The organism is Novibacillus thermophilus (assembly GCF_002005165.1).
GTDB classification, from domain to species: domain Bacteria; phylum Bacillota; class Bacilli; order Thermoactinomycetales; family Novibacillaceae; genus Novibacillus; species Novibacillus thermophilus.
On record NZ_CP019699.1, the window covers coordinates 1,492,155 to 1,513,026 of the forward strand.

Here is a 20,872-nt window from a genome sequence, read left to right on the forward strand (position 1 = left end):
TTTTTTTTATTCTCTTAGGGTGAGGGGGTGAGACTGATGTAGAAAAAGGATTATTGGCTGTTAAAAAAAACTCGTTCACGCAAGAGGAGGTCTAAAAAGTGGCGATCGTCAAGTTAATGGAGAGAAGGAAAGTCTTGATTTTAGCAGTTTTGGCGGCGGTATTAGTGAGCATATTTGTCGCAAGCCCCGCTGAAGCTGCGCTAGATGTGAAGCCCAATAAAAACGCCCTTAAAAATGAAGTGAATACCGCGGCAGATAATATTGTCACTTTTGTCCGCACCATCTTTGGTGTCATTGTAGCGGTTCTCTTCGTTTGGGGGCGTTTCTGTTATTAGGGGGGTCAAGCAATCCACAACGCATGGCGTCTGCTAAGTCGAAATTCGGTTACGCTATCCTTGCGCTGATTGTCGTCTTCATGGCGGACAGGATTGTCTCGTTGATTATGGGTCTGTTTGGATTAAAACTTTAAAGGGGGAATGCCATGTTTGGAGAACACCATGTGTTGCCATATAAATCTCAAGGTGAGAATGAAATTGTCTGGCGGTTCTCCTTCCGGCAACTCGGTTGGCTAGCCGCCGGTTCCGTCATCAGTGTAAAGTTAGCGACTGCATTTCCTCCCATTCCGGGATTGGGCATTTGGGGATATTTTCCCTACTGGCTTCCTTTTGGCGTGAGTGCCATATTTGCTTTTGTGAGACATCCTGGGACAGGGATGACATTTGGGACGTTTATCGCGGAGTGGGTAAAGTGTGCGCGAAGACAAAGAGTATATTTCAGACCTTAAGCCGCATTTTGCGGCTTTTTTTGTTTCCCTAAGGGTAGAAAGAGGAAAGGAGAAGCGAGATGACATTGTCATGGAGTGATTTATTGTTAGTTGTCCTTGGGATCGCGGCTTTTTTTCTGTTCCGGAGCAGTAAAAAGCTGAAAGCACCGAAAGAAAATACCAGTGATTTAATTCAGGTGGAACGTATTGATAGTGATGGATTAGTGGAGACAGAAGACGGCTGGTATGTCATGTATTTCCGGGTAACACCGGTGGCTTTACCGTTAAAGTCTCCACAAGAACAAAGCATGATTTGGAACAGTTTCCGGGATATTGTCAATACGCTGTCCCACCGCATGACGTGTCGTGCGGAGTCCCACCACTATGACATACAGGATTATTTTCAAGAGTATAAAGCTCAAGCGATACAGACAGAAGATGCGGATTTCATTCGCTATGCGGATGAACTGCGCGACTATTTTATATCACTGATGGAACAACAATCTGTTCGGGATCTGCAATATATTCTACGGTTGGAAATCAACCGAGAGGACTTATCGGATTTTGGTTTTACGTTTGGCAACCCGACCGTAGAAGAGTTACTCAAGAAAACCAAAAAACAGGACACGGTTTCCGATGAAGAGATGCGTGACCTGGCTAGACAAGAGCTAACGAACACTTACCGCGTCGTCAGAAATTACTTTAACCGGGTCGGGGTTAACATCAAACAGATGGAGAAAAAGGATGTGCTCGATTATCTGTACCGCTCGTCTAACCGGGATACGTCGCCGCTTCTCACGTGGGAGGAGATGGAGGATCACGGTGTGTTCCGGGAAAGTGAGAAAGTGAGCGTTGGAAAACTCAGGTTTGAAGGAGGTCATTAAGAATTGATCAAACAATGGTTTAAAAAGAAAAAGACCCGGGACAAGTTACACGGTATCGAAGAAAGAGAAGCGAGGGTGATTGGACCGCCTCTTGTTATTGAACGACGACCGGGAGAAGGCGACGGACTGGGTGGAGAATGCACAGACTATTGGGTGGAAATAGATGATGCGGGCTCCGGTCCGCGATATGTCCGGAGCTTATTTGCACAATTTAACGGAAGAACGACATGGTTAGGCATGCTAGATCCACTATTCATAGCGGAGTCGGGAGAGGGTGACATTGATGTCAGCTTAACAATCGATCCGAAAGATACGTATACCGAAATGCGCAAATTGAGTATTCGCGATGCTAAATTACGGGCAGATTTATTGTTGGAGGAGAGCCCAACCAAAATCAGTGAGATTCAGCAGGAATTACATGATTTGGAACAGCAGATTGCACGTCTTCGCGTCAATGCGGAAAAGAAATTCAATGTCTCCATGATGGTCAGTTACAGTGCCAAAGACCCGGATCGGCTGCGTAAGTTGGGACGGACGCTCGTGAAAAGGATGGGAAGCCAGGGCATACATTTCAAAACGGCAGATACACGACAACTGGAGGCGTGGCGGGAGGGACTGGGTGTCGGTGATCGTGAAGTGTTCCGGGATACTTTCGGAGACATGGAGTCGAGCAATGTTGCCGATTTGTTTCCGTTTGGGTATGGCGGTTTGTCCCATCGGACAGGGGTGATTTTAGGACTTGACCATTACAATCGTCCTGTTTTTTACGATAACTGGGATCGCAGGCTATCCAACTACAACATGGTCATATTCGGGCGTTCCGGTGCTGGAAAAAGTTTTGCCATCAAGACGATTACGCGGCGTTCAGCCATTGTAGGGATTCGGACGGCTATCATTGAGCCGGAGAGGGAATATCGAAACATACTGAATGCGATGGGATGCCCGTATATTGAATTGTCGCCGCGAAGCGAAAATCCGAGCCGTCTTAACATTTACGACGTAGAGGAAGAGGAAAACGAGGACGGACGGGTGGAAGTCAATTTAGAAGAGGCCATGCAATCCGTACGGGCGGTCCTGTACAAGATGATTCGCATGGTTGATCCCGAAGCTTTAACCGGACAAGTCAAAGTCGCGTTTCATGATACGTTGCGAGATCTGTATGTCAACAAGTTCGGGATAACGGAAAACCCAAACAGTCTCTATGAAACGGCGACACGCAAAAAAAAGATGCCGACACTGTCTGATCATTACGCCTTAATGAAGGAACATCCTGAACTGAAAGACGTCGCAAATATCATACGGCTGTTCACGCGCGACTACGGCAACAAGCAGCAATCCATCTTTGACGGACAGAGTACCGTTGACCTGAAAAATCCGATGGCGTTCGGCATATCCGTTGCGGATTTAGACGAGGAAATGATTAAACCGATCGGAAATCTGGTCGCGACTAAATGGACGTGGGAGCGGTTTGCCAAGAAAAATCCAAAGCAGAAAAAACGGCTCATCGTTGATGAAGCGCAAACTTTCATGGCACATGACGAAGAAGCCAATTGGTTTGAGAATGCGTACCGTCGTGCAAGGAAATTGAATACGGGAATGTGCGCGGTAACGCAGGGCTTTGAGGTGTTCATGCGTAAGGAACAAGGCATGGGGATTTTGAAAAACGCACCAACAAAACTTCTTTTGCGGCAAGAACCGATTGACATCGATTCTGTACAAGGCCGATTTGCATTAAGTGAAGGGGAGGCGAAGTTTTTGCTTTCAGCTTCAGATGGGCTTGGCATACTGAAAGTGGATGAAGAAAGCACCGTGGTGCAGATTCAAGCAACCCCGCAGGAATACTGGCTGTATACCACCAATCCGAACGATTAGAAGGGAGGGGATACGTGATGTGGAAGCGAAGGGCAAGCGCCTTTCTTGTCATCATCATCTTGGTGATGGGTTGCGCGCCTACTGTGTCGGCACAAGAAGACGTCAAACTGAATCAAGCCGAACAGTATATCAGTGACGGGCTTTTCGGGACGGAAGAAGAGGAAGGGGAGAACGATGGCCCCGGATGGCCGGTCAACAAAATGATCGAAGGCGTTTCGTGGTTTTTGGGAGATTTAGTCACGGGTTTCATCGAAGCTTTAGGGTTAGCGGACCCGGGACAATTAATTTTTAATAATTCCACGGCCATCGGGAAAGCCGTAAGCGATACGAAAGATAAAGAAAAGGCGTCGATCTATAACACATTTACACCGTCAACGTGGAAAATCATTGACACGTTCTATGAAATTGTCCGCGGCACCATCATATACTTACTGGTTGTCGCCCTCGCCATATGGGGATTTTTATTCGTGTTTCGTTCAGAATCGACTTTGGGGCAATACAATATCGGTGAAATGCTCAAAGGGTTCGTGACATTCTTTGTATTAATGCTCGGCATGAGTTATTTCATTGAACTGTTTTTCACGGTCAATGACCTTATGGTGAAGTGGGCCAAGTCTGTTGTGGGATCGTTTAATCTGTCAAACGGCGTGAAAATTACGGCAGACGGGGTGAGCTTTCTCAACATCATATTGGCTGCTACAGGAACAAAAGTTTACAGTGAAACCAATTTAGTGCTGGGAACCATCGCGTTATTGGTCGTTTTGTTGATTATGGTCGTCATCATCGGGCTGATTAACTATCAATATGCCGTAAGAATGGTATCGATCGGGATCTTAATTATTATTTATCCTATAGTCGCCTTTGCTTCTATCTTTCCGGCCCGGCAAAAAGCATTTGATCTTTGGGCAAGAGAGTTTGCCTCGCAAGTATTTATGAATGGGGCACACGCCATCATTTGGGCGTTTTTTTTATTGTTGCTATACAATAAAGCGTCGTTCTGGATACTAATCCCGATGCTGTTTTCCATCCCTGCCTTGACGTCACTTGTTCGCATCATGTTCGGGGCACAAATGCCCAGTGGTACGCTCGGTGCGGTAGGTGGTGCGATGGGAGCAGGAACGGTTATGGCAGTTACATCAATGGTTCGGTCATTACAGGGCAAAGGGACTGCGAAAGGCGGTTCAGAATCTGTGATTAAAGGAACAGGAGGTAGTGAAACCGGAAAAGGGGAAAACGTCAAAGCGTTGCCGAAAACCCGATCTACCAATGTAGCAGGGGCTCAAAATCGGGCTGGTTTTCGCCATGCATTCCGAAAAGGGATGGGGCAACTCGGTGATAGGGCAAAAACTGCCGGGAAACTGATGACAGCGGTCGGAGCCGGTACAGGCGCGGGCATGATGGTGGCGGCTGCCACGGGAGATGAGCGCGCGACAGGAACGGCTTCAGCCGTGACAGGCTTGATGGGATTAGCACAACACAAACCGGAGTTGCCGATGGAGGATGCGGATACAGACGACATACCGCTATCTGATAAATTAGCATCAGATTTCAACCATTTAAATGCAGAACAAAGACAAGAACTTCAGCGGCTGTTTCCGAATGTGAACTTTGAGGATCTTGAAAAGAAAACGGCGCCTTTGGCATCAAAATTGGCCAAGCAAGTACAAGGGTTAACACCGGAAAAACAAAAAGCCATTCAAGAATTGTTCCCAAGAGTCCAGTTCAATAACCGGTCACCGAATGCCGTCGCATCTCAGCTGGCAAGCGAATACAGAAACGCGTCACCGGACATTCAAAAACAACTGGCTCACATGATTCCGGCATTAAACGACTATGGGCAATTACCTGAAAAAACGCAATCACGTATTGCGGCTGACTTGCTCAATACAGATAGTGCCCGTGAGGATGTGGCAGATAAAGCTGTCATGTCTTTTAAAGAAATGACACCAGAGCAACAACAACGTGCGGTTCACTTGATCCCGTCATTGAAAGAACATGTAATGCCAAAGGGACAAGAAAATGCAGAAAATGTGGCGGAACCAACCCATTACCGGCCAACAGGACCTAGTGTTAAACAACAGCAAACTCAGAGAGGGGTATCGCAACGCAATCAACCGGATGTAATAGATGAGCCGCATTATAAAGACGCGCAAAAACATATTGACATACAACCACCATTTCCCGATCAGACGGTGGATCGTTCTCATCCACCTTCCAAGCGTTAGAAGGAGGTGGGTGAACGGTGGAACAAACGGATACCAAACAACGGGAGCGCGCCAAAAAAATCGCGAAAAAAGGCGCGTCGTTTGCTGTTCGGAAAGTCGGAAAAAAACTGATGGCCAAAGCAGGAGGATCTGTTCTTGCTGCGGCAGGTCCAATTATTCTGGTGATTTTGGGTGTTTTACTCCTTCTCCTGATCGTGGTCATGCTGGTGTCTGTTGCGGTGCTCTCTTTTTCTTCCCCTTTTGAGGGTGAAGAGTATGCGGGATACGAAGAGGTGATGTATCTCTATTACACCATTTATTTGGAGGCGGAAAAGGAGTACGGCATCCCGTGGACGGTTCTGGCAGGAGTGCATAAGGTAGAATCTGATTTTGGCCGGAATCGAAATGTTTCCCCTGCAGGGGCTATTGGACATATGCAATTCATGCCCTGCACGTGGGTGGGATGGAAATATCCGGGGTGTCAAGGAACAAAAGGGAGTCCGAAAGGAGGGATACCGTCACACCAATTAACTGATCCTGAGTTGATTAAACGATATGGCGGGATTGGCATGGATGCCAACGGTGACGGAAAAGCAGACCCGTGGGATGCATATGATGCAATCTTTACGGCGGCGAAATACTTAAAATCCCTTGGGTATGACCGTGATCCGTCAGGTGCTTTAGCGGCATACAACGCAGGAAGCGCAAATAGTCCAGCTGGACAGGAATACGCACAAAATGTCATGGGATATGCGACTGTATTTGCCGCGAGTATCGGGAATATGGAGGGGATACCCGTATTTGCCGGAGGAGCGATAGGGAGTTATCCAGTCCAAAATGGAGGGGATGTCATTTCATCACCTTTTGGCCGGCGGACCGATCCGGTAACGGGAGAGCCGGGAAGAATGCATCGCGGTGTGGATTTTGCTGTTCCCGTCGGGACTCCTGTTTACGTACCGGCTGACGGTGAAGTGATCTTGGTCGGGTGTGACACTCAGGGGTGTTCAAAAGGGTACGGCAAAAGAATTTATATCAAACACGACGGGTTCTATACGCTGTACGGGCATCTCTCTCATTACACCGTGAAAAAAGGGCAAAAAGTGAAGGCAGGTGACATGATCGCACTAAGCGGCAATACAGGGAAGAGTACGGGTCCGCACTTACATTGGGAAGTGCGGGTCGGAAACAATCTTGCTCAAAATGCTGTTGATCCGCTCCGGTTTTTTTCATTATTAGCGAAGGGAGAATCGTGATGACAAAAAAATGGCTGCTCTGTGCATGGATATGTGCGCTTTTTTTATGGTCTTTATCGGGTGTTGCGTTTGCTGAGGGGATAAATGTTTCGCCGCAAGACCCGAGTAAAGCGGCGGAAGGATTTCAACAAATGAGTCGAGACTTAGATACATTGAGTTCCGGTATGGCTCCAGTGTTAGCGTTTGGTGGATTTTTGATTGGGGCTGTCATGGTCATTCTAGGATTGATTTTCTCTAAACGCATGGCAAAAGGCGGATTTTTTCTTTCCATTGCATCCGGGTTTGTTTTCTTTTTACTTTCTGATCTCAGTACGGCCGTGGGGTGGACAAAAGGATTTTTTGAGCATCTAGCTTCTTATTTTAAATAGGAGGTTGATCGTGTGAGAATCGCAATGGTGTGTCATGAAAAAACGTATGAGGCTCTGATTAAAGTGGTGAAGGAGGCAGGTGGGGAGGTATCGCCGCCGCTAACAAAATGGGATCAAGCCATAGATTGGGTAGAATCAGGCGCTCAGTTGCTTGTCATAGACATGAGTATTCCATTTGCGGATACCATCTCCAGCTTGCCGCTCCCAAAAGTCGTGTATAAGGGAAGCATCCGAGACTTTAGGTCAGATTTTGAACATTGCCTAAAGGATCTTCAAGAAGAGCTCTCGAGAGCAGAAAAAGAACACGTGAAGAGCGAGCCGACAGTGGACGAAGATGAGGAAATGTTTACCATTAATGAAAATGAAATTCAACCCGTGAAAGAATTAAGTAGAGTATCTAGAGAAAAACCAGCACTCATACAAAACAAAGGGAAATTAGAAAACCGGAAAAAAGAAGGGATGGATTTTTTCGGGAAAATGAGCAAAGTCAAGGGGGTGAAAGATTGGTTCCCGAAAGAATTGAGAAGGGAGAAAAGATCGAACAGTTGGATGCTCATCCCGAACCGTCTCGTCATTTACGCACCGAAAGCGAGCACACATTCCGTCATGCTCAGTTGGACTATCGCGCAGTCAGCGGGGACGAACGGGGCTTTAGCGGAGATCACATATCCGTACAGCGAACTGGCAGCTTTTCTCCAATCCATTCCTCCTGTGACGCTTATGCCACCGGAAGAGAGGGTCAAGCAAAACCCGGTTTGGGAAATGGAGGGGGTACCGATCATCAGTTCGCCAGTCGTTTATCCCGTGCGTCAGAAGTGGAATTCGGAGGTGGTCAAGGAATGGTTGAAAATCATCGAGGACTATTTTCGGGGACGGATGATCGTGCTTCACTTGGGAAGACAAATGCCGATACCCGTACTCAAAGAAGTGATGAGCTGGTCGAGCGCAAATATTTGGATGGTACAGGATACGGAAGTGGACTTGGGGATGGCCGACGTACAGATAGAGACTTTGGTCAAGCAGGGAGTATTACTGGAGGATTCAGTCCTTTTGGTGGAGGACATACACGGGAAGAAACTTCCGTGGGAGGTACTGGACATTCCGGTACTCACGAAGATGAATATTGGAGAAATAGAGAGAACCGTCCATCAGATCGGAGCATGGCTGGAGGCGAAGTCTGGGCCGTCGTTGGTCCGAAAGGAGGTGTAGGGAAAACGACCATTGCTGCCAATTTAGCAGTGGCACTTAATCGGCCGGTTGGGCTTGTGGATTTGGATGTACCGTTTGCGAATATGGCCAGTTTATTCCGGTATAAACCGACGTTTACTTGGGAGGATTGGGATCCTGAAGACTCGATAGTGCGCAGAAGTAATCGGATTCGGGAGAATGTTTATTTGATGAGTGCACAGAACGAACCGAATATGAAACCAAAGTCTCCTTTGGTGGAGAAAGCGATTGACGGAATAGAGGCTATGCGGCGTGAATGCGGGTTTGTCATTGTGGATAACGGGTCATGGTTAAGTGACTATTTAGAGGAAGTGTGCCGATTAGCAAATCGGATTTTGCTCGTGACAACGCCTGATCAAATGAGCATCATTAACAGTTTAAACTTCTTGAAATGGATAGATAATCAAGAGGCGCAGGTGGATATTGTCTTAAACCGTTCAAGCCGAAAATTGCCGTACAAAGTATCTGAATTGGAAGAAGTGACGGGATGTCCGGTGAGTATGGTTTTGCCTGAAACACCGAAGGTGACCCGTTTATCCTGGCAAGGAAAACTCATGGTCGAGGTAAAAAAACGGCATGCGTGGAGTAAGGAAATCTATCAGTTTGTGCGGGATCAAGTTCCAAATAAGAAGCATGTCAGAGAGATGTCGCCAGTTGCGACAGTGTGAGTGAGAACTAACCCAAAAAAATGCAAAAAAAATATGGAAGAATACGGTGTGTTCGCGCACTTTTGTATTTCGAGTATATGATGCCACGTGATATGTCGATATACAAAAATAGGAAGTTTTATTCGTGTATGGCAGAGAAAGCGCTTGATTTTTGGAGAATCCGTGTTTTGATTGAATAAAAACCTTTGGAGGTGAATTTTACCAATGAAACGAAAAGAGGATAGGCAAAAGGAGAGTCTTTGGAAGAGACTATCGCCAAAGAACTGGACGCAACTGACGTATGTTGTCGTGTTTTCGGTGATCGGTGTGTTGTTTATCGGGGGACGGCATTAGTATTCGGCAATGATGACTTGGATAGAATGGGTTTTCCCGATGAGAAAGATACTGTTGAAATTGACGACAGCAAAGTAAAAGATGCCCTCAACAGTGAGGACGACGGTGTTAAAACGGGTGACGACGGAAAAAAAGACGATGGGGTTCAGTCCGTTAGTGATGACGGGGCCGATAAGGATAACAGCGGGAAGTTAGAGGACCGTGATGACACGAAGGACAAAGATGCGGCTGTAGGTAAGAAGGCCAGTGATAAGGCAAACAGTAGTGCGGTGAAGAAAGATTCTGGAAAGAGTACATCTAAACAGTCATCCTCTAAATCAACGTCATCTAAGTCGGACAGTAATACCAAATCGAAGTCAGAAAGTAAACCAAAGTCTAAACCAAAACAAGACAAGCCCAAAGATAAGAATAAAGGAACAGTGAAACCGCCGAAACCACCGAAACAACCTGAGAAACCGAAGAAGCCGGAAAAACCAAAGCCGAAGCCTCAGCCGAAGCCACCGAAGGACGATGATGTGTTAGAGCCTACGGTGCCGAAAGAGAAGGATTATCCTCTTGGGGATGATAGTGATGCACCGGTAGAATATGACGACATCGGTTTATAATAGTTACGAAGTCTCTCTAGAATGAGGGGCTTCTTTTTTATGGAAGGAGGATTGAGATTTGAAAAAAAAATCATTTTTTAGTGCCGTACTACTGTGTTTGTTTCTTTTACTTTCTACGTTACCGTTTGAAGCTTTTGCTGCGGGTACAAATTGGTACAATTTTGGACAGAGTAGAGAACGACACAGGTTGGCTGACGACGGAGTAACGAAACCCCCATTATATTTTAAATGGGCTATCAAAGCTGGGTGGAGTATCTCCCAACCGATATATCGAGATGGGTTCTTTTATCATATTGCGGGAGGTAGAGTATATAAAATACCTGAAAATATGGACTTTCATCCAGAGGGAACTTCACAATCGGTTATACGACAAGATTTGATTTCTAAAGGAGGAATCATTAAAGAAATTACATCTGCTTATGAGGGACGAAGTCAGCCCTCTCATTCTATTGCTTATGATACATTGTTTATTGGGATGGGAGATCAAAGGGTATACGCACTTGATCCAAGAACACTTAAGATAAGAGGTGCAATTCAAACAACAGGTGGACGGTTGGTATCAGCACCAACTCCATTATCAAACGAAACAGTGGCAATTGCAGATAACAATGCAAATGTGCGTATATATAAAGGATTGCACCGTGGAATAACAAATAATTATGTAATACGACGCTTAGGAGGTAGTGATCCTTCCATTACAGTTACAGGATCTCCTGCTGAAAAAAACGATCGACTTTTCGTTCCAGTTAGTTATGCTGGTAAAAATAAAGAAGGAGCAGTTGTAGCAGTTGACGTTAATACAAGCGGCGCGAGACAAACTACAAGTATTGCTTGGGTGTTTAAAACCAGAAACGGTGTTGCAACCAGTACCGTCTATCGAGACGGTGTTGTTTATTTTAGCGATAAATCAGGTGGCATGTACGCAGTAAATGCGAATAACGGTAAACTAATATGGCAAAATCAGCAACACCAAACAGGAAATAATACCGTCACGTTAGTCAATAACTCTCCGTCCATAGTAGGCAATTACATTGTCGTGCCTTATCGCTATGTGAACGGGAGGGGAAGCGGTCGAATTATTGCTTTTGATGCTCGCAATGGCAGAACCCGTTGGATTCATAATCCCGGTGTCGAAGTCGCGAACTCGCCAACGATTATTAGAGAAAGCAGGAATGACTATTATGTCCTATTTGGAACAACTGACGGTTATCTCCATGTATTAGATTTATTTACGGGTAACCGGAGAACGATTACGCATGATTATAATGGGAAACCACAACAGAAAGTGCGTGTAGTGAGTTCAAGCGGAGAAGGTTCATTCTTCCCCGGTATGGGGTTAGCGACTGAAACAATGCCTGCGGCCCAACATTTGTTAGTTGGAGGGAACTCAGGTTCACTGCCAAATTCGAGTGGTACTAACGGCTATTTGTTTGCGTATTCGGCAGGTCTTCCAAACCTTAAAATTCACGATATTCGTACTCGACCATCTGAGCCTAACAGGGAAGAGGACATCATAATCGAGGCGCAAGTAGAAAATGAATCAGGGCGTGCAATGACGACTAACATGGGATGGAGGATACAGAACGGGTCCATTCAAAAGACAGGAAACTTCACATTACAGGCGAACGAAAGGAAATGGGTACGAGGGCCAACCATAAGGGCAGGAACTTTATCAGATGACGCAACTGTCTTACAGGTATGGGCAAAAATTAATCCGGACGAAAACAAACCGGATAATGAAGAAACATACAGTGATAATGCCATGACCAAAAACTTCCCGTTATACGGTGGTATTGATCTTTATACGGATTCGGTTACGGGTGGTAAATATTTTGAGACACAAAAACTACTGACGCGGGTAAATGTCGGACGCATGAACAAAGGAGAAGCGCCGAATACTGACACAAAAGTGCGACTCACACTCCGTAACAAAGAAAACGGCAGCACCAGAACATTGGGAGAACAGTCTGTTTCACTTGTCCGTGGACAAGCACGTTCATTGTACTTTGAATGGACAGCCGATCGTGCGGGAGATTATGAGTTGATTGCGGAAATTAATCCGAGTAGAAGCATTAAAGAGACGACGTACAGCAACGATATTGCCCGTGCGCCGCTTACAGTTTGGGATAAGCAAAGCGCAGCATTGTGTGGAGTGAGCCCCAGTGGGACTTACGGTATCACGGGGACGTTCCAGTATCAAGGAAACGCCAGGTGGAATGAGGACAGAGAACGATGGGAGTATGAAACGATCACAGGTTACTATTACGAACATCTCCACGCCTCATACAAGAACAAACCGGAAGGAAGTTTTGTCGATGACGACGGAAATATTGAACGGCAAGGGACTAATGTAGTAGAAGCCGGCCAAGGATTTAACTTTGAAATCGAAAGCGAATATGTTGATGAAAGTGGTCGTTACAGCGGACCAAGAAAAGCCCATATGGAAGTGCCTGACGGAACGCGTTCCGACATGGATCACGTGTACCCTGCCGGCTCTGATTATAACGAGTGGCGTCTTTCCCAAGCATGGGTTGAACGGAACGGGTATGAAGTGAAGTATCAACAAAATAAACCACATGGAGAGTGGCTCGATGGAGGACGAGCGTTCTATACACCGATGGACACACAAGACGGTCCCTATCCGTTTACTGTCAAAGTGTACGAAGCGGGGAGAAATAATTTGGAAATGTGTATGGAGGGGGAAGTCATTGTGGACGGCATGTTGTACGATGATTTCTATGTCCGGCGTGTGTATCCGGGCAATCCGTTTCCGTTTGGTGTAACCCCCATGTGGGAAGGTCACGAACATCTCCTGACGGATCTTCTGGATTGGTATGAAGGCAGAGAAGATTAAGGACTGGAAGGAGGGAAGAAAGGGGTGATTCCTGATGGTCAAAGGGACACTCCGGTGGCGAAGGGAGGTGTATATTTCTACTTTACTTGACTTGCCCCGAATGCTACCTTTGGCACGTCGAAACTCGGCGTGTGTGAAGTTCGTTAGGCGTGGCTAAATCCATCGTGCGAGCATTTTTGTTTTGCATGATGTAGAAAGTGCATAGAAACAGCCCTTCCGACAAGGAATCGTCGGGAGGTTTTTTTTGTTTGTCTATCATGCTTCTTTTTCCCCTAGGGTAGAGGTGCTTATTTTGGAAAGGAGGTTGTCGTTTGATATGGCCGCTTCTGCTTTATAACGTGGTGAATGTTTATACCGATGTTCGCTGGCGAAGAACAAAAAACTTGTGGCATTTGCTGTTTTTTTCAATATCGTTTTTGTCTTTGATGGTGATCGGGCCGCCCTTTTGGAGTGTTGAAATGCTTCAACTTTTATTCGTAGCTATAATCGCATGGCTGCTGGTGGGGTTGTTTTTTGAAGCGTTTCACTTGTTTGCACCAGGGGACACAAAGATGCTTGTCGTCAACGCGTCTTGGGTGTCCTTTTTAGCATATCACGCCAGCGGGTGGGAAGTCTTGATCAAGGTGTTGTTGTACTTCTTCGGGGCGGCGGTACTTTCTTTTTTGATGGGAAGCATCTTACTCACGATTAGGCAATTTGGGTGGAAGGCGTTCTTTATGTCACTTTACACGCGCCAAACACTCAAGATGTCGGATGGACAAAATTTAAGCATGCCAGGTGCTGTTCCTATTTCCTTGGCCGTTTTCGTAACGACATTCATGCTTTAGAAAGGAGGTCTTTTGGATTGGATGCACCTAAAATACTGCTGTTTACTTTGGCGCTCGTTATCCTTGCGTTTTTTGGTGGAGACGTTCTCCATTTTGGGGTAAAGGCTGACCAGACAAGAAACGGAATAAGAAAAAGTGCCAACTCCGTACTGCAACAATCCGTTTATGAAGGGGATTTACGGACTAAGAAACAAATAAGGGTGAATCCGGATGAGGTTGTAGAAAACTTACCATTCTGGGTTCAATTTAATATTTCTAAACATGGAACAATTAAAATGCAAGAATTCCATCCGGATCATCCATCAATTGCTTTTATGGTGGAATCGCCGATCGAGAGTAAGGCTCTAAAAATGATGAAACAGCCACATCGAACGAAAGTGCGTGATCGTGTTGTTGTGATATGGGATCAAAAATGACTTTTTAGGAAAGGAAAGTGAAAAAATGACCAATCGGATAACTGTCGCAGCCATCCTCGCAATAGGGATAAGCCTGCTTTTGTATGGTGCGACACAGTGGAAAGTGAAGGCAGAAATGAAACCAACTCCGGTTATCGTAGCAAAAGAGGACATACCACCTCACACCGAGATTACCGAGGATATGCTGAATACGTCAGTGGTTGTACCGAGGGAGGGTGTGCCACCAAACGCCATTCTTAATAAAGAGGAACTTATTGGAAAGTACACACAGGTGGATTATGGCGTTTCCAAAAATAGCTACTTTTATCGACACAAAGTGGTAACCGCTGAAGAGTTGCTTGATGCCGAGCGCATGAAGTTAAAAGACGGTGAACGCCTTTGGACGCTGCAAGCGGATATTGTCGCCAGTGCCGCAGGAAATTTGGTGCCCGGCGTTCTCGTCGATATATGGTTCACGGGAACCGATGAAAATGGGAAAGTCGTAAGTGGAAAACTCTATGAAGATGTAAGGGTTGTCGGGGCTAAAAATAAAAAAGCGGAAGATATTGTGACGATGAATACGACGGATGTTGATGACGATAAACAAAAAAGTACAGATTTATATGCGTCTGTCATCCAGCTTGCTTTGTCAGATGAGCAGGTTCAAGTCATGCAAAAAGCGGTTGAAGTAGGGAAGTTGCGTTACATCCCAAAAAGCGGCTCGCTCATTGATATAGATTCGGAGGACTCCGATGAGACAGACGATGCCAGACAGGAGGAACTGGAGGAGAGCGAAGAACAAGCAGAGTTGCTTGAATGGATCAAGGATCAATAATAGAAAGGAGTTTCTTTAATGAATCTCACCATTGCAACGGGAGTTCCGGCACTCGATCAAAAAATTGCCGAGAAATATCCGCAATCGGTAAATGTGAAGACAGAGAACGAATTGAGAAGTGTTCAGACACAGGTTGTTGTATGGAGTTCTTTTTTGCTGGCAGGACAAAATAATAGTGAAAAGAAAGCCCGTCTCAAACAGTGGTTGACATTCTTTCGGTATGAAAACATTCAGTCTGTTTTCCTCACGCCTTATGAAGATTGGATGACGGAATTGAGGCAAGAGGGATTTGAGGGATTTGTTCCAATTACGAATAACAATGTACCGCTTAAACGGTTGTTCAACACAATCGACGGTTTACTACAAGAGCCCATACAGGACGCGAGTCCTTCCTTAACCTTCCTTGACGATGAAGGGGATGAGATGGATCGGATAAAAAAACCGACAAAGGTATGGGCGTTTTGGTCAGCCAAACCCGGGATGGGCGTATCCACCCTTGTGCAATCGCTTGCGGTTGAACTTGCAAGGGCGGGACATCGAACACTCTTAATTGAATGGGATACAGTGTACCAGTCCGTTCCGTACTCACTTGGCTTGTCCGATCCAAAACGTTGCATAGAGCAGTGGGTGACTGATGCAGAAGCCGGTTTAGACCCCCGGCTGGAAGATTACCTCTTAAATAAAACAATATGGTTGCAAGAACACAAAGATAAAGGGATTAAAAAAGCGGTTGAAGCATTACCGGATCATCTTTATGTACTTGCTCCATCCAATCAAATAAAGCCGTGGGACATGATGTCATTTGAAATAACAACGGTCAAAAAGACGCTGGATCGTTTAACTGATTTAAACTTTTCAGTTGTACTTATTGATGTCCCTTCTGAAATTACTCATGGCGCAACGGCAGCGACACTACAGAGAGCGGATACAGCATTCGTTGTGGTAGATGGTAAAGGGTCACATGGGATGATAACAAAAAAGGGCGTGGATTTTATAGAGAAGGAATTGGACATTTCTTTCGATCTGATTTTAAACAATGTGGATGATGCGGCCATTAAATATATTGAAAAAGGAATGGGGAAAAAGTCACGATTTGTTCTACCCTATGATGGCACACTAAGTGATCGATCTATGCGATTTAACCCAATAGGCGGTGAGGAATATCAAAGTGTTCTTTTAAGTTTCTTAACGGAACAAGGATATTTAGAAGAAAATAGACAAAAAAGGAAAATGTTTCGCAAGAGAAAGATTGAGAGGCCAGTAAAAAAGGTAAAGCCACGTGAAAATAAGTTAGTGAACTTTATAAACTTTTCATAGGGAGGGGATGACACTTGAAAGATTGGGATGCAATTAGAAAAGAGCTAACGAGCAACGAAGCGATGCAAGAGGAACAAAACGCAATCAATGCTCGTATCTTCAATCAATTATTAAGTGAGACAAGAGAGTATTTAAGCCGCAATCATCGGCAGTTATTTGGGGAAGCGATCATGAATCCTGAACGGCAAGACCAGCTGAGGGTGATTGTGCAACGGTTCTTGCGTGAACGACGTGGGGAGCTATCTGGGCTGGGACTGGAGACAACAGTGAGGCGCATTGTGGATGACCTTGCCGGGGTGGGTCCACTTGCGCCATTGTTTGAAGATGACACGGTTACGGACATTCTTGTCAACGGTGCTGATGAGGTGTATGTCAAGCGGAGTGGACGAACTGAGTTGGATGAAACGGTACGTTTTCAAGATGAAGAAATGCTTCTAAATATTGCTCGTAAGATGCTAAATGCCGCGGGAAAGCAAGTCACCACAGCGGAGCCGATTGCGGATGCGAGATTGCCGGGAACGCGCATTAACGCTGTCATTCCCCCCGTGGCTCGCACAGGGACGTCATTGTCAATTCGACGGTTTCCAAAAGTCAATTTAACGGAAACCAAATTGGTGGAGAGTGGTCTGTTAACAGATGAGATGATGACGTTCTTAAAATTGTTAGTCCGCGGCGGTGCAAACATCGTGACGAGCGGGGCAACCGGAAGTGGAAAAACAACACTCATTCGGAAATTAACGGAGTACATTCCGAAGGGGGAACGAATGGTAACAATTGAAGATACGGAGGAGCTTCGTGTCAAGGATCACTACACGGATAAAAACGTCGTAGCAATGGAATGCCGAATTACGGATAACGAGAGTACGACAATCACGATGTCACGTTTGGTGCGAAACGCGCTTAGGCAACAGCCAAACCGAATTATTATTGGGGAGGTTAGAGGTCCAGAAGCGTTTGACATGATTGAAGCCATGAATACGGGGCACACAGGTTCGATGACCACTCTTCATGCAAACAGCGCACAGGATGCAGTGAAACGGCTCGTACAAATGATCTTACGTGGCGGTTTGCGTCTGTCGGCTGAACTCATCAGAGAACTCGTGATGGATACGATCAACATCGTCGTATACCAAGAAGAAATGCTTGATGGTGTGCGAAGGATCACTCAAATAGCTGAAGTGACTCCAGAAGGGATTTTTGATATTTACCGTTTTGAAATCGATGGAATCCGCGACGGGAAACCATTTGGGGTGCATCGGAGAGTACCAGAACAAAGCTTAAGTAAGGCATTAGCAGAACGATTGTTCAAAAAAGGGATCTCCAAAAGAGAACTCGCTCCTTGGTTGCCTGCTCAAGAAAGAAGGGGGACTGTTTGAACGCATGATTGAAATGATGTTTGTGATCGTTGCGATAGGTTTGTTCTTGCTTGTGTTCCTACTCGTACCTCGGGATAGAAAGAATATTTGGAAGACGGTTGCGCGTCCCGAAGGGAAAAGGAATAAAAGAAATTCGCGACTTGTGTTACCCATCAGCCTTTTGCGATATGTGAATGCCGGTGAATTGATACTGGAAGCTAAAAAGGTGGGGTGGAACATCTCTATGTTCGCCCCACTTTTGTTATACGGAAGTGCATTTGCCGGAGGTTTGTTTGGTTTTATTCTGGGAAGTGCGATGGCGACTGTCATGGGTGCCTTTATAGGGTTGTCTTTTCCTTGGTTTTTGCTCAGGGAGAAACAGTACAAACATCGTGACTATATGGAACAACAGGTGGAACAACTTATTACATCTGTTGCCAGTATATACAGCTTAAATCAAAATGTTGCGATGTCGTTGTCACAAGCAAGTCATGATGTTGACGAACCGCTTAGAAGCATGGTAGAGCGGGCAGCTCTTGATTACCGCAGTGGTCGGCCATTAAACGATATTTTAGATGAGATGCAACAGGAAGTTGAAGTTAAGGGTTTTGACACATTTGCTACAGTGATGAAAATCATTGAGCGATCCGGCGGAGATGCAAGTGACGTCATAAAAAATACCGCCCATGTGATTCAACAAAACCGATTACTTCGTGCGGAAATGCGAACGGAACTTGCCGACTCAAGGCAGGAACACAAATTCTTGTTAATTGTGGCAGCTGTAGTCTTATTGCTCTTTCGGTTTACTCAACCGGATTTTTACTTGTCTTTCGCTGGAACGATTTTAGGTGAGATTGTGATAGGTGGAATGCTCTTGTATATGGCGTGGAGTGTTTACCGTGTCGATAAAATTACGCAGGTATAGGTTAAGAAAGGGGGGATGAACACATGTTTTGGATTGCCATTGTTGTGCTTCTTACCGGGCTATTGGCTCTGTATATTCAACCTAAACAAGCGGAGTCCCACAAAGAGATTTATAAATGGGTTAAAAATAGAGTTCAAGTAAAACAGAGTTTCAAAGATGAGCTAGAGTGGGAATTTGAAAGACTTGGAATAGACGATACCCCGGAGGATTTAAAAGCGCGTCAATGGTTACTCGCTGGAGTATCCCTTGTGAGTTTCATTGTATTGGCTCTTGTTTTTTGGCATCCGATTTGGTTGCTTTTTGGCGGGGGGATTGCCGGCTTCTTTTACTATTTCCCCATTCTCCATATAAACAAGGCGATTAAAGCTAAGAGGGAAGCACTGTATGAGGAATTACCCGAGTTCATTGATCTGATTATCTTGCTGTTACGTGCAGGATTGACTCCATACCAGTCCATCAAACAGGCGGTTAGTCAGACACAATTTAAGGCGTTGCAAAACGATTTGGAACGACTGTCAACAGACATTGACACGATGAACGAAGAGGCTGCCTTGGAACGATTTGCGGCATATGCGGGAATTCCCGAAGCCAAGCAATTTGTACGGGCGATGTGGCAGGCAACGGCAACGAACCCTGATCAGGCAGATGAAATATTTACAACCCAATCCAACGTGATGCGTCAGATGAGGGAGTTTCAAAATAGAAGGACGATCAAAGAAAAGCCACTCAAGGTACGTTTTATCTCGCTCGGTATCTTTGGGTTCATTTTGGCTATTCCTTTAGGTGTGTTTGTTATCAACTTTATTCAGATTTTTAGTGGGTTTTCTAGTTAAAAGGAAGGTGTATTGAAAATTGAATAAAGATATTTCGAACAGTCGTTCACCTCCGTCAATCCGGTCTGGTGTAACGGCTTTTTTTTTAGTTAGTTTGAGTATACAAAATTAAAGGAGTGACATTAATGAACAAAGTATTAGCTTGGGTGCGGGCGGAGGACTCTGTTTCCGAAGTAACCGCGACAGCGATGATGATTTTGGGAGGATTACTCGCAGCGATTGGAGTTGTGTGGTTAGTCATGACCTACACAAAACCGGCAGCTCACAACATTCTTGGCGATATGTCAGATACGTCTGAAGGCCTTGACCCCGACACACCGCCCGACATTATCGAAGGATGGGAATAAAATAATCACTGTATGATATGTGGCAGGGCAGAGAGGAGTCTTTGCCCTGTCTTTTCTATGTATAAGTGAAAGGATTTTTTTTGAAAGGAGGCGAGTGAATGCGAGCAGTGGAATACGTTGTTTTTATTACAATCCTGGCCTTTTTCTTCTTTTTGATGCCGGATATGATCCAGTTTGCGAAAATCACATTCAAAGCCAATCAAGTGGCAGACTTTGCCGTGGAACGGATGGCAATTGAGGGTGGATGGTCGGCAGATGTTGCGGATGCTATACAAAACGAATTGGCACGTCAAAAGCTAGACCCTGATCGGTGGGAAGTGGAACATACATCCGGTCGGGTAGGGGCACCGGAAACGGTATATTTGAAGATGTCACGTGATTATCACATTACCGCTTTTAATATCTTTGGAGAGTCGATGGGACGTGCGCTTGCGGATGTGTTAAGTGTGCCGATTGTGGCGCAAAAGGTACAGGCGAGTCAAGTCTATATTCGCCAGGAGGGGTGAGGTGAATCTTGTGGTCGTAAAAGAGAATATTGTCCACGTACTCAAAGATTTGCAAAACAACCGTATAACTGTATCGCAAGCTGAAAATATTTTGTACAATTTGTTAGTTGTTGAGAAGAAATCATCATTTTGGCAGGGAATCGTGCGAAGGCAATTTATGAGGAAAGTTGACAACGGCCAATTCCGTTGTACGATACCGGTACAATACAAGATAAGGAGTTGCTACACACATGTTCGATGAAAAAGTTCATTATGACGTAGAAATTGTACCGGACTTTCTTAACTTGCACGACCCATTCGTATACAACTTAGAAACGGATAAATGCCACGGTTACTTTGAAGTGAGGGAGGCAATAAAGATTATACGCGAACAATCGTTAAGCCTCGGCATGTCTCCTAAGGAAGGGATCAAGTATCTGGAAGTCCATAACGAAACATTAGAGAATGTGAAGAAAATCCTAGAGGAAATCAATAAGTAGAAATACTATCTTGCCCCGCTTC

20 protein-coding genes are annotated in these 20,872 nt (G+C 45.4%); all 20 read left to right on the forward strand.

Annotated elements, in window-relative coordinates:
- Window positions 1-98 precede the first annotated feature (98 nt).
- The 20 genes from B0W44_RS07485 (at window position 99) to B0W44_RS07585 (ending at window position 20,850) form a co-directional block, all read left to right on the forward strand.
- A complete protein-coding gene (locus B0W44_RS07485; RefSeq protein WP_077719518.1) occupies window positions 99-335 on the forward strand; it encodes a hypothetical protein in 237 nt (78 codons plus the stop codon).
- 508 nt (window positions 336-843) lie between these two features.
- Window positions 844-1,647 carry a TraC-like domain-containing protein gene (locus B0W44_RS07495; RefSeq protein ID WP_077719520.1) on the forward strand — a complete coding sequence of 268 codons (804 nt, stop codon included), beginning with the start codon at window positions 844-846 and terminating at the stop codon, window positions 1,645-1,647.
- Window positions 1,648-1,650: 3 nt separating this feature from the next.
- Entirely contained in the window at window positions 1,651-3,519 is a 1,869-nt protein-coding gene (locus B0W44_RS07500) for a VirB4 family type IV secretion system protein (protein ID WP_077719521.1), read from the forward strand.
- Window positions 3,520-3,536: 17 nt separating this feature from the next.
- Window positions 3,537-5,744, forward strand: a complete 2,208-nt coding sequence (locus tag B0W44_RS07505; protein WP_077719522.1) for a hypothetical protein — start codon at window positions 3,537-3,539, stop codon at window positions 5,742-5,744.
- A 17-nt stretch (window positions 5,745-5,761) separates the two neighbouring features.
- Window positions 5,762-6,976, forward strand: coding sequence for a peptidoglycan DD-metalloendopeptidase family protein (locus B0W44_RS07510; RefSeq protein ID WP_077719523.1), 1,215 nt, complete (start codon window positions 5,762-5,764; stop codon window positions 6,974-6,976).
- Window positions 6,976-7,344 carry a hypothetical protein gene (locus tag B0W44_RS07515; RefSeq protein ID WP_077719524.1) on the forward strand — a complete coding sequence of 123 codons (369 nt, stop codon included), beginning with the start codon at window positions 6,976-6,978 and terminating at the stop codon, window positions 7,342-7,344. The genes B0W44_RS07510 and B0W44_RS07515 overlap by 1 nt, the downstream gene beginning before the upstream one ends.
- A 12-nt stretch (window positions 7,345-7,356) precedes the next feature.
- Window positions 7,357-8,553, forward strand: coding sequence for a hypothetical protein (locus B0W44_RS18070; RefSeq protein ID WP_169835471.1), 1,197 nt, complete (start codon window positions 7,357-7,359; stop codon window positions 8,551-8,553).
- Window positions 8,505-9,239: a CpaE/TadZ family protein gene (locus tag B0W44_RS18075; protein ID WP_169835472.1), complete on the forward strand. Its 735-nt coding sequence runs from the start codon at window positions 8,505-8,507 to the stop codon at window positions 9,237-9,239. Before B0W44_RS18070 ends, B0W44_RS18075 begins: the two co-directional genes overlap by 49 nt.
- A 239-nt stretch (window positions 9,240-9,478) precedes the next feature.
- Window positions 9,479-10,177, forward strand: a complete 699-nt coding sequence (locus tag B0W44_RS18325) for a hypothetical protein (RefSeq protein WP_179947369.1) — start codon at window positions 9,479-9,481, stop codon at window positions 10,175-10,177.
- A 58-nt stretch (window positions 10,178-10,235) separates the two neighbouring features.
- On the forward strand, window positions 10,236-13,031 hold the full coding sequence (locus B0W44_RS07530) for an outer membrane protein assembly factor BamB family protein (RefSeq protein WP_077719526.1): 2,796 nt from the start codon (window positions 10,236-10,238) through the stop codon (window positions 13,029-13,031).
- A 311-nt stretch (window positions 13,032-13,342) separates the two neighbouring features.
- Window positions 13,343-13,858, forward strand: a complete 516-nt coding sequence (locus B0W44_RS07535; protein WP_077719527.1) for a hypothetical protein — start codon at window positions 13,343-13,345, stop codon at window positions 13,856-13,858.
- A 17-nt stretch (window positions 13,859-13,875) separates the two neighbouring features.
- Window positions 13,876-14,274, forward strand: coding sequence for a hypothetical protein (locus B0W44_RS07540; protein ID WP_077719528.1), 399 nt, complete (start codon window positions 13,876-13,878; stop codon window positions 14,272-14,274).
- Between the two features lie 103 nt (window positions 14,275-14,377).
- Window positions 14,378-15,088: a Flp pilus assembly protein CpaB gene (gene cpaB, locus B0W44_RS07545; RefSeq protein ID WP_169835473.1), complete on the forward strand. Its 711-nt coding sequence runs from the start codon at window positions 14,378-14,380 to the stop codon at window positions 15,086-15,088.
- An 18-nt stretch (window positions 15,089-15,106) separates the two neighbouring features.
- Window positions 15,107-16,405 carry a CpaE/TadZ family protein gene (locus tag B0W44_RS07550; protein WP_077719530.1) on the forward strand — a complete coding sequence of 433 codons (1,299 nt, stop codon included), beginning with the start codon at window positions 15,107-15,109 and terminating at the stop codon, window positions 16,403-16,405.
- Between the two features lie 14 nt (window positions 16,406-16,419).
- A complete protein-coding gene (locus B0W44_RS07555; RefSeq protein WP_077719531.1) occupies window positions 16,420-17,781 on the forward strand; it encodes a TadA family conjugal transfer-associated ATPase in 1,362 nt (453 codons plus the stop codon).
- A gap of 4 nt (window positions 17,782-17,785) precedes the next feature.
- On the forward strand, window positions 17,786-18,685 hold the full coding sequence (locus B0W44_RS07560) for a type II secretion system F family protein (protein WP_077719532.1): 900 nt from the start codon (window positions 17,786-17,788) through the stop codon (window positions 18,683-18,685).
- Window positions 18,686-18,708: 23 nt separating this feature from the next.
- Entirely contained in the window at window positions 18,709-19,518 is an 810-nt protein-coding gene (locus tag B0W44_RS07565) for a type II secretion system F family protein (RefSeq protein WP_077719533.1), read from the forward strand.
- Between the two features lie 125 nt (window positions 19,519-19,643).
- A complete protein-coding gene (locus B0W44_RS07570) occupies window positions 19,644-19,865 on the forward strand; it encodes a hypothetical protein (protein ID WP_077719534.1) in 222 nt (73 codons plus the stop codon).
- Between the two features lie 98 nt (window positions 19,866-19,963).
- Window positions 19,964-20,371, forward strand: coding sequence for a DUF4320 family protein (locus B0W44_RS07575; protein ID WP_077719535.1), 408 nt, complete (start codon window positions 19,964-19,966; stop codon window positions 20,369-20,371).
- Between the two features lie 230 nt (window positions 20,372-20,601).
- A complete protein-coding gene (locus tag B0W44_RS07585) occupies window positions 20,602-20,850 on the forward strand; it encodes a hypothetical protein (RefSeq protein WP_077719537.1) in 249 nt (82 codons plus the stop codon).
- Window positions 20,851-20,872 lie beyond the last annotated feature (22 nt).

Coding starts and splice junctions, on each gene's coding strand:
- B0W44_RS07570 (WP_077719534.1), top strand. CDS start 19,644: ATGAACAAAGTATTAGCTTGGGTGCGGGCGGAGGACTCTGTTTCCGAA.
- B0W44_RS07575 (WP_077719535.1), top strand. CDS start 19,964: ATGCGAGCAGTGGAATACGTTGTTTTTATTACAATCCTGGCCTTTTTC.
- B0W44_RS07560 (WP_077719532.1), top strand. CDS start 17,786: ATGATTGAAATGATGTTTGTGATCGTTGCGATAGGTTTGTTCTTGCTT.
- B0W44_RS07495 (WP_077719520.1), top strand. CDS start 844: ATGACATTGTCATGGAGTGATTTATTGTTAGTTGTCCTTGGGATCGCG.
- B0W44_RS07515 (WP_077719524.1), top strand. CDS start 6,976: ATGACAAAAAAATGGCTGCTCTGTGCATGGATATGTGCGCTTTTTTTA.
- B0W44_RS07585 (WP_077719537.1), top strand. CDS start 20,602: ATGTTCGATGAAAAAGTTCATTATGACGTAGAAATTGTACCGGACTTT.
- B0W44_RS07505 (WP_077719522.1), top strand. CDS start 3,537: ATGTGGAAGCGAAGGGCAAGCGCCTTTCTTGTCATCATCATCTTGGTG.
- B0W44_RS07565 (WP_077719533.1), top strand. CDS start 18,709: ATGTTTTGGATTGCCATTGTTGTGCTTCTTACCGGGCTATTGGCTCTG.
- B0W44_RS18075 (WP_169835472.1), top strand. CDS start 8,505: ATGGCTGGAGGCGAAGTCTGGGCCGTCGTTGGTCCGAAAGGAGGTGTA.
- B0W44_RS07550 (WP_077719530.1), top strand. CDS start 15,107: ATGAATCTCACCATTGCAACGGGAGTTCCGGCACTCGATCAAAAAATT.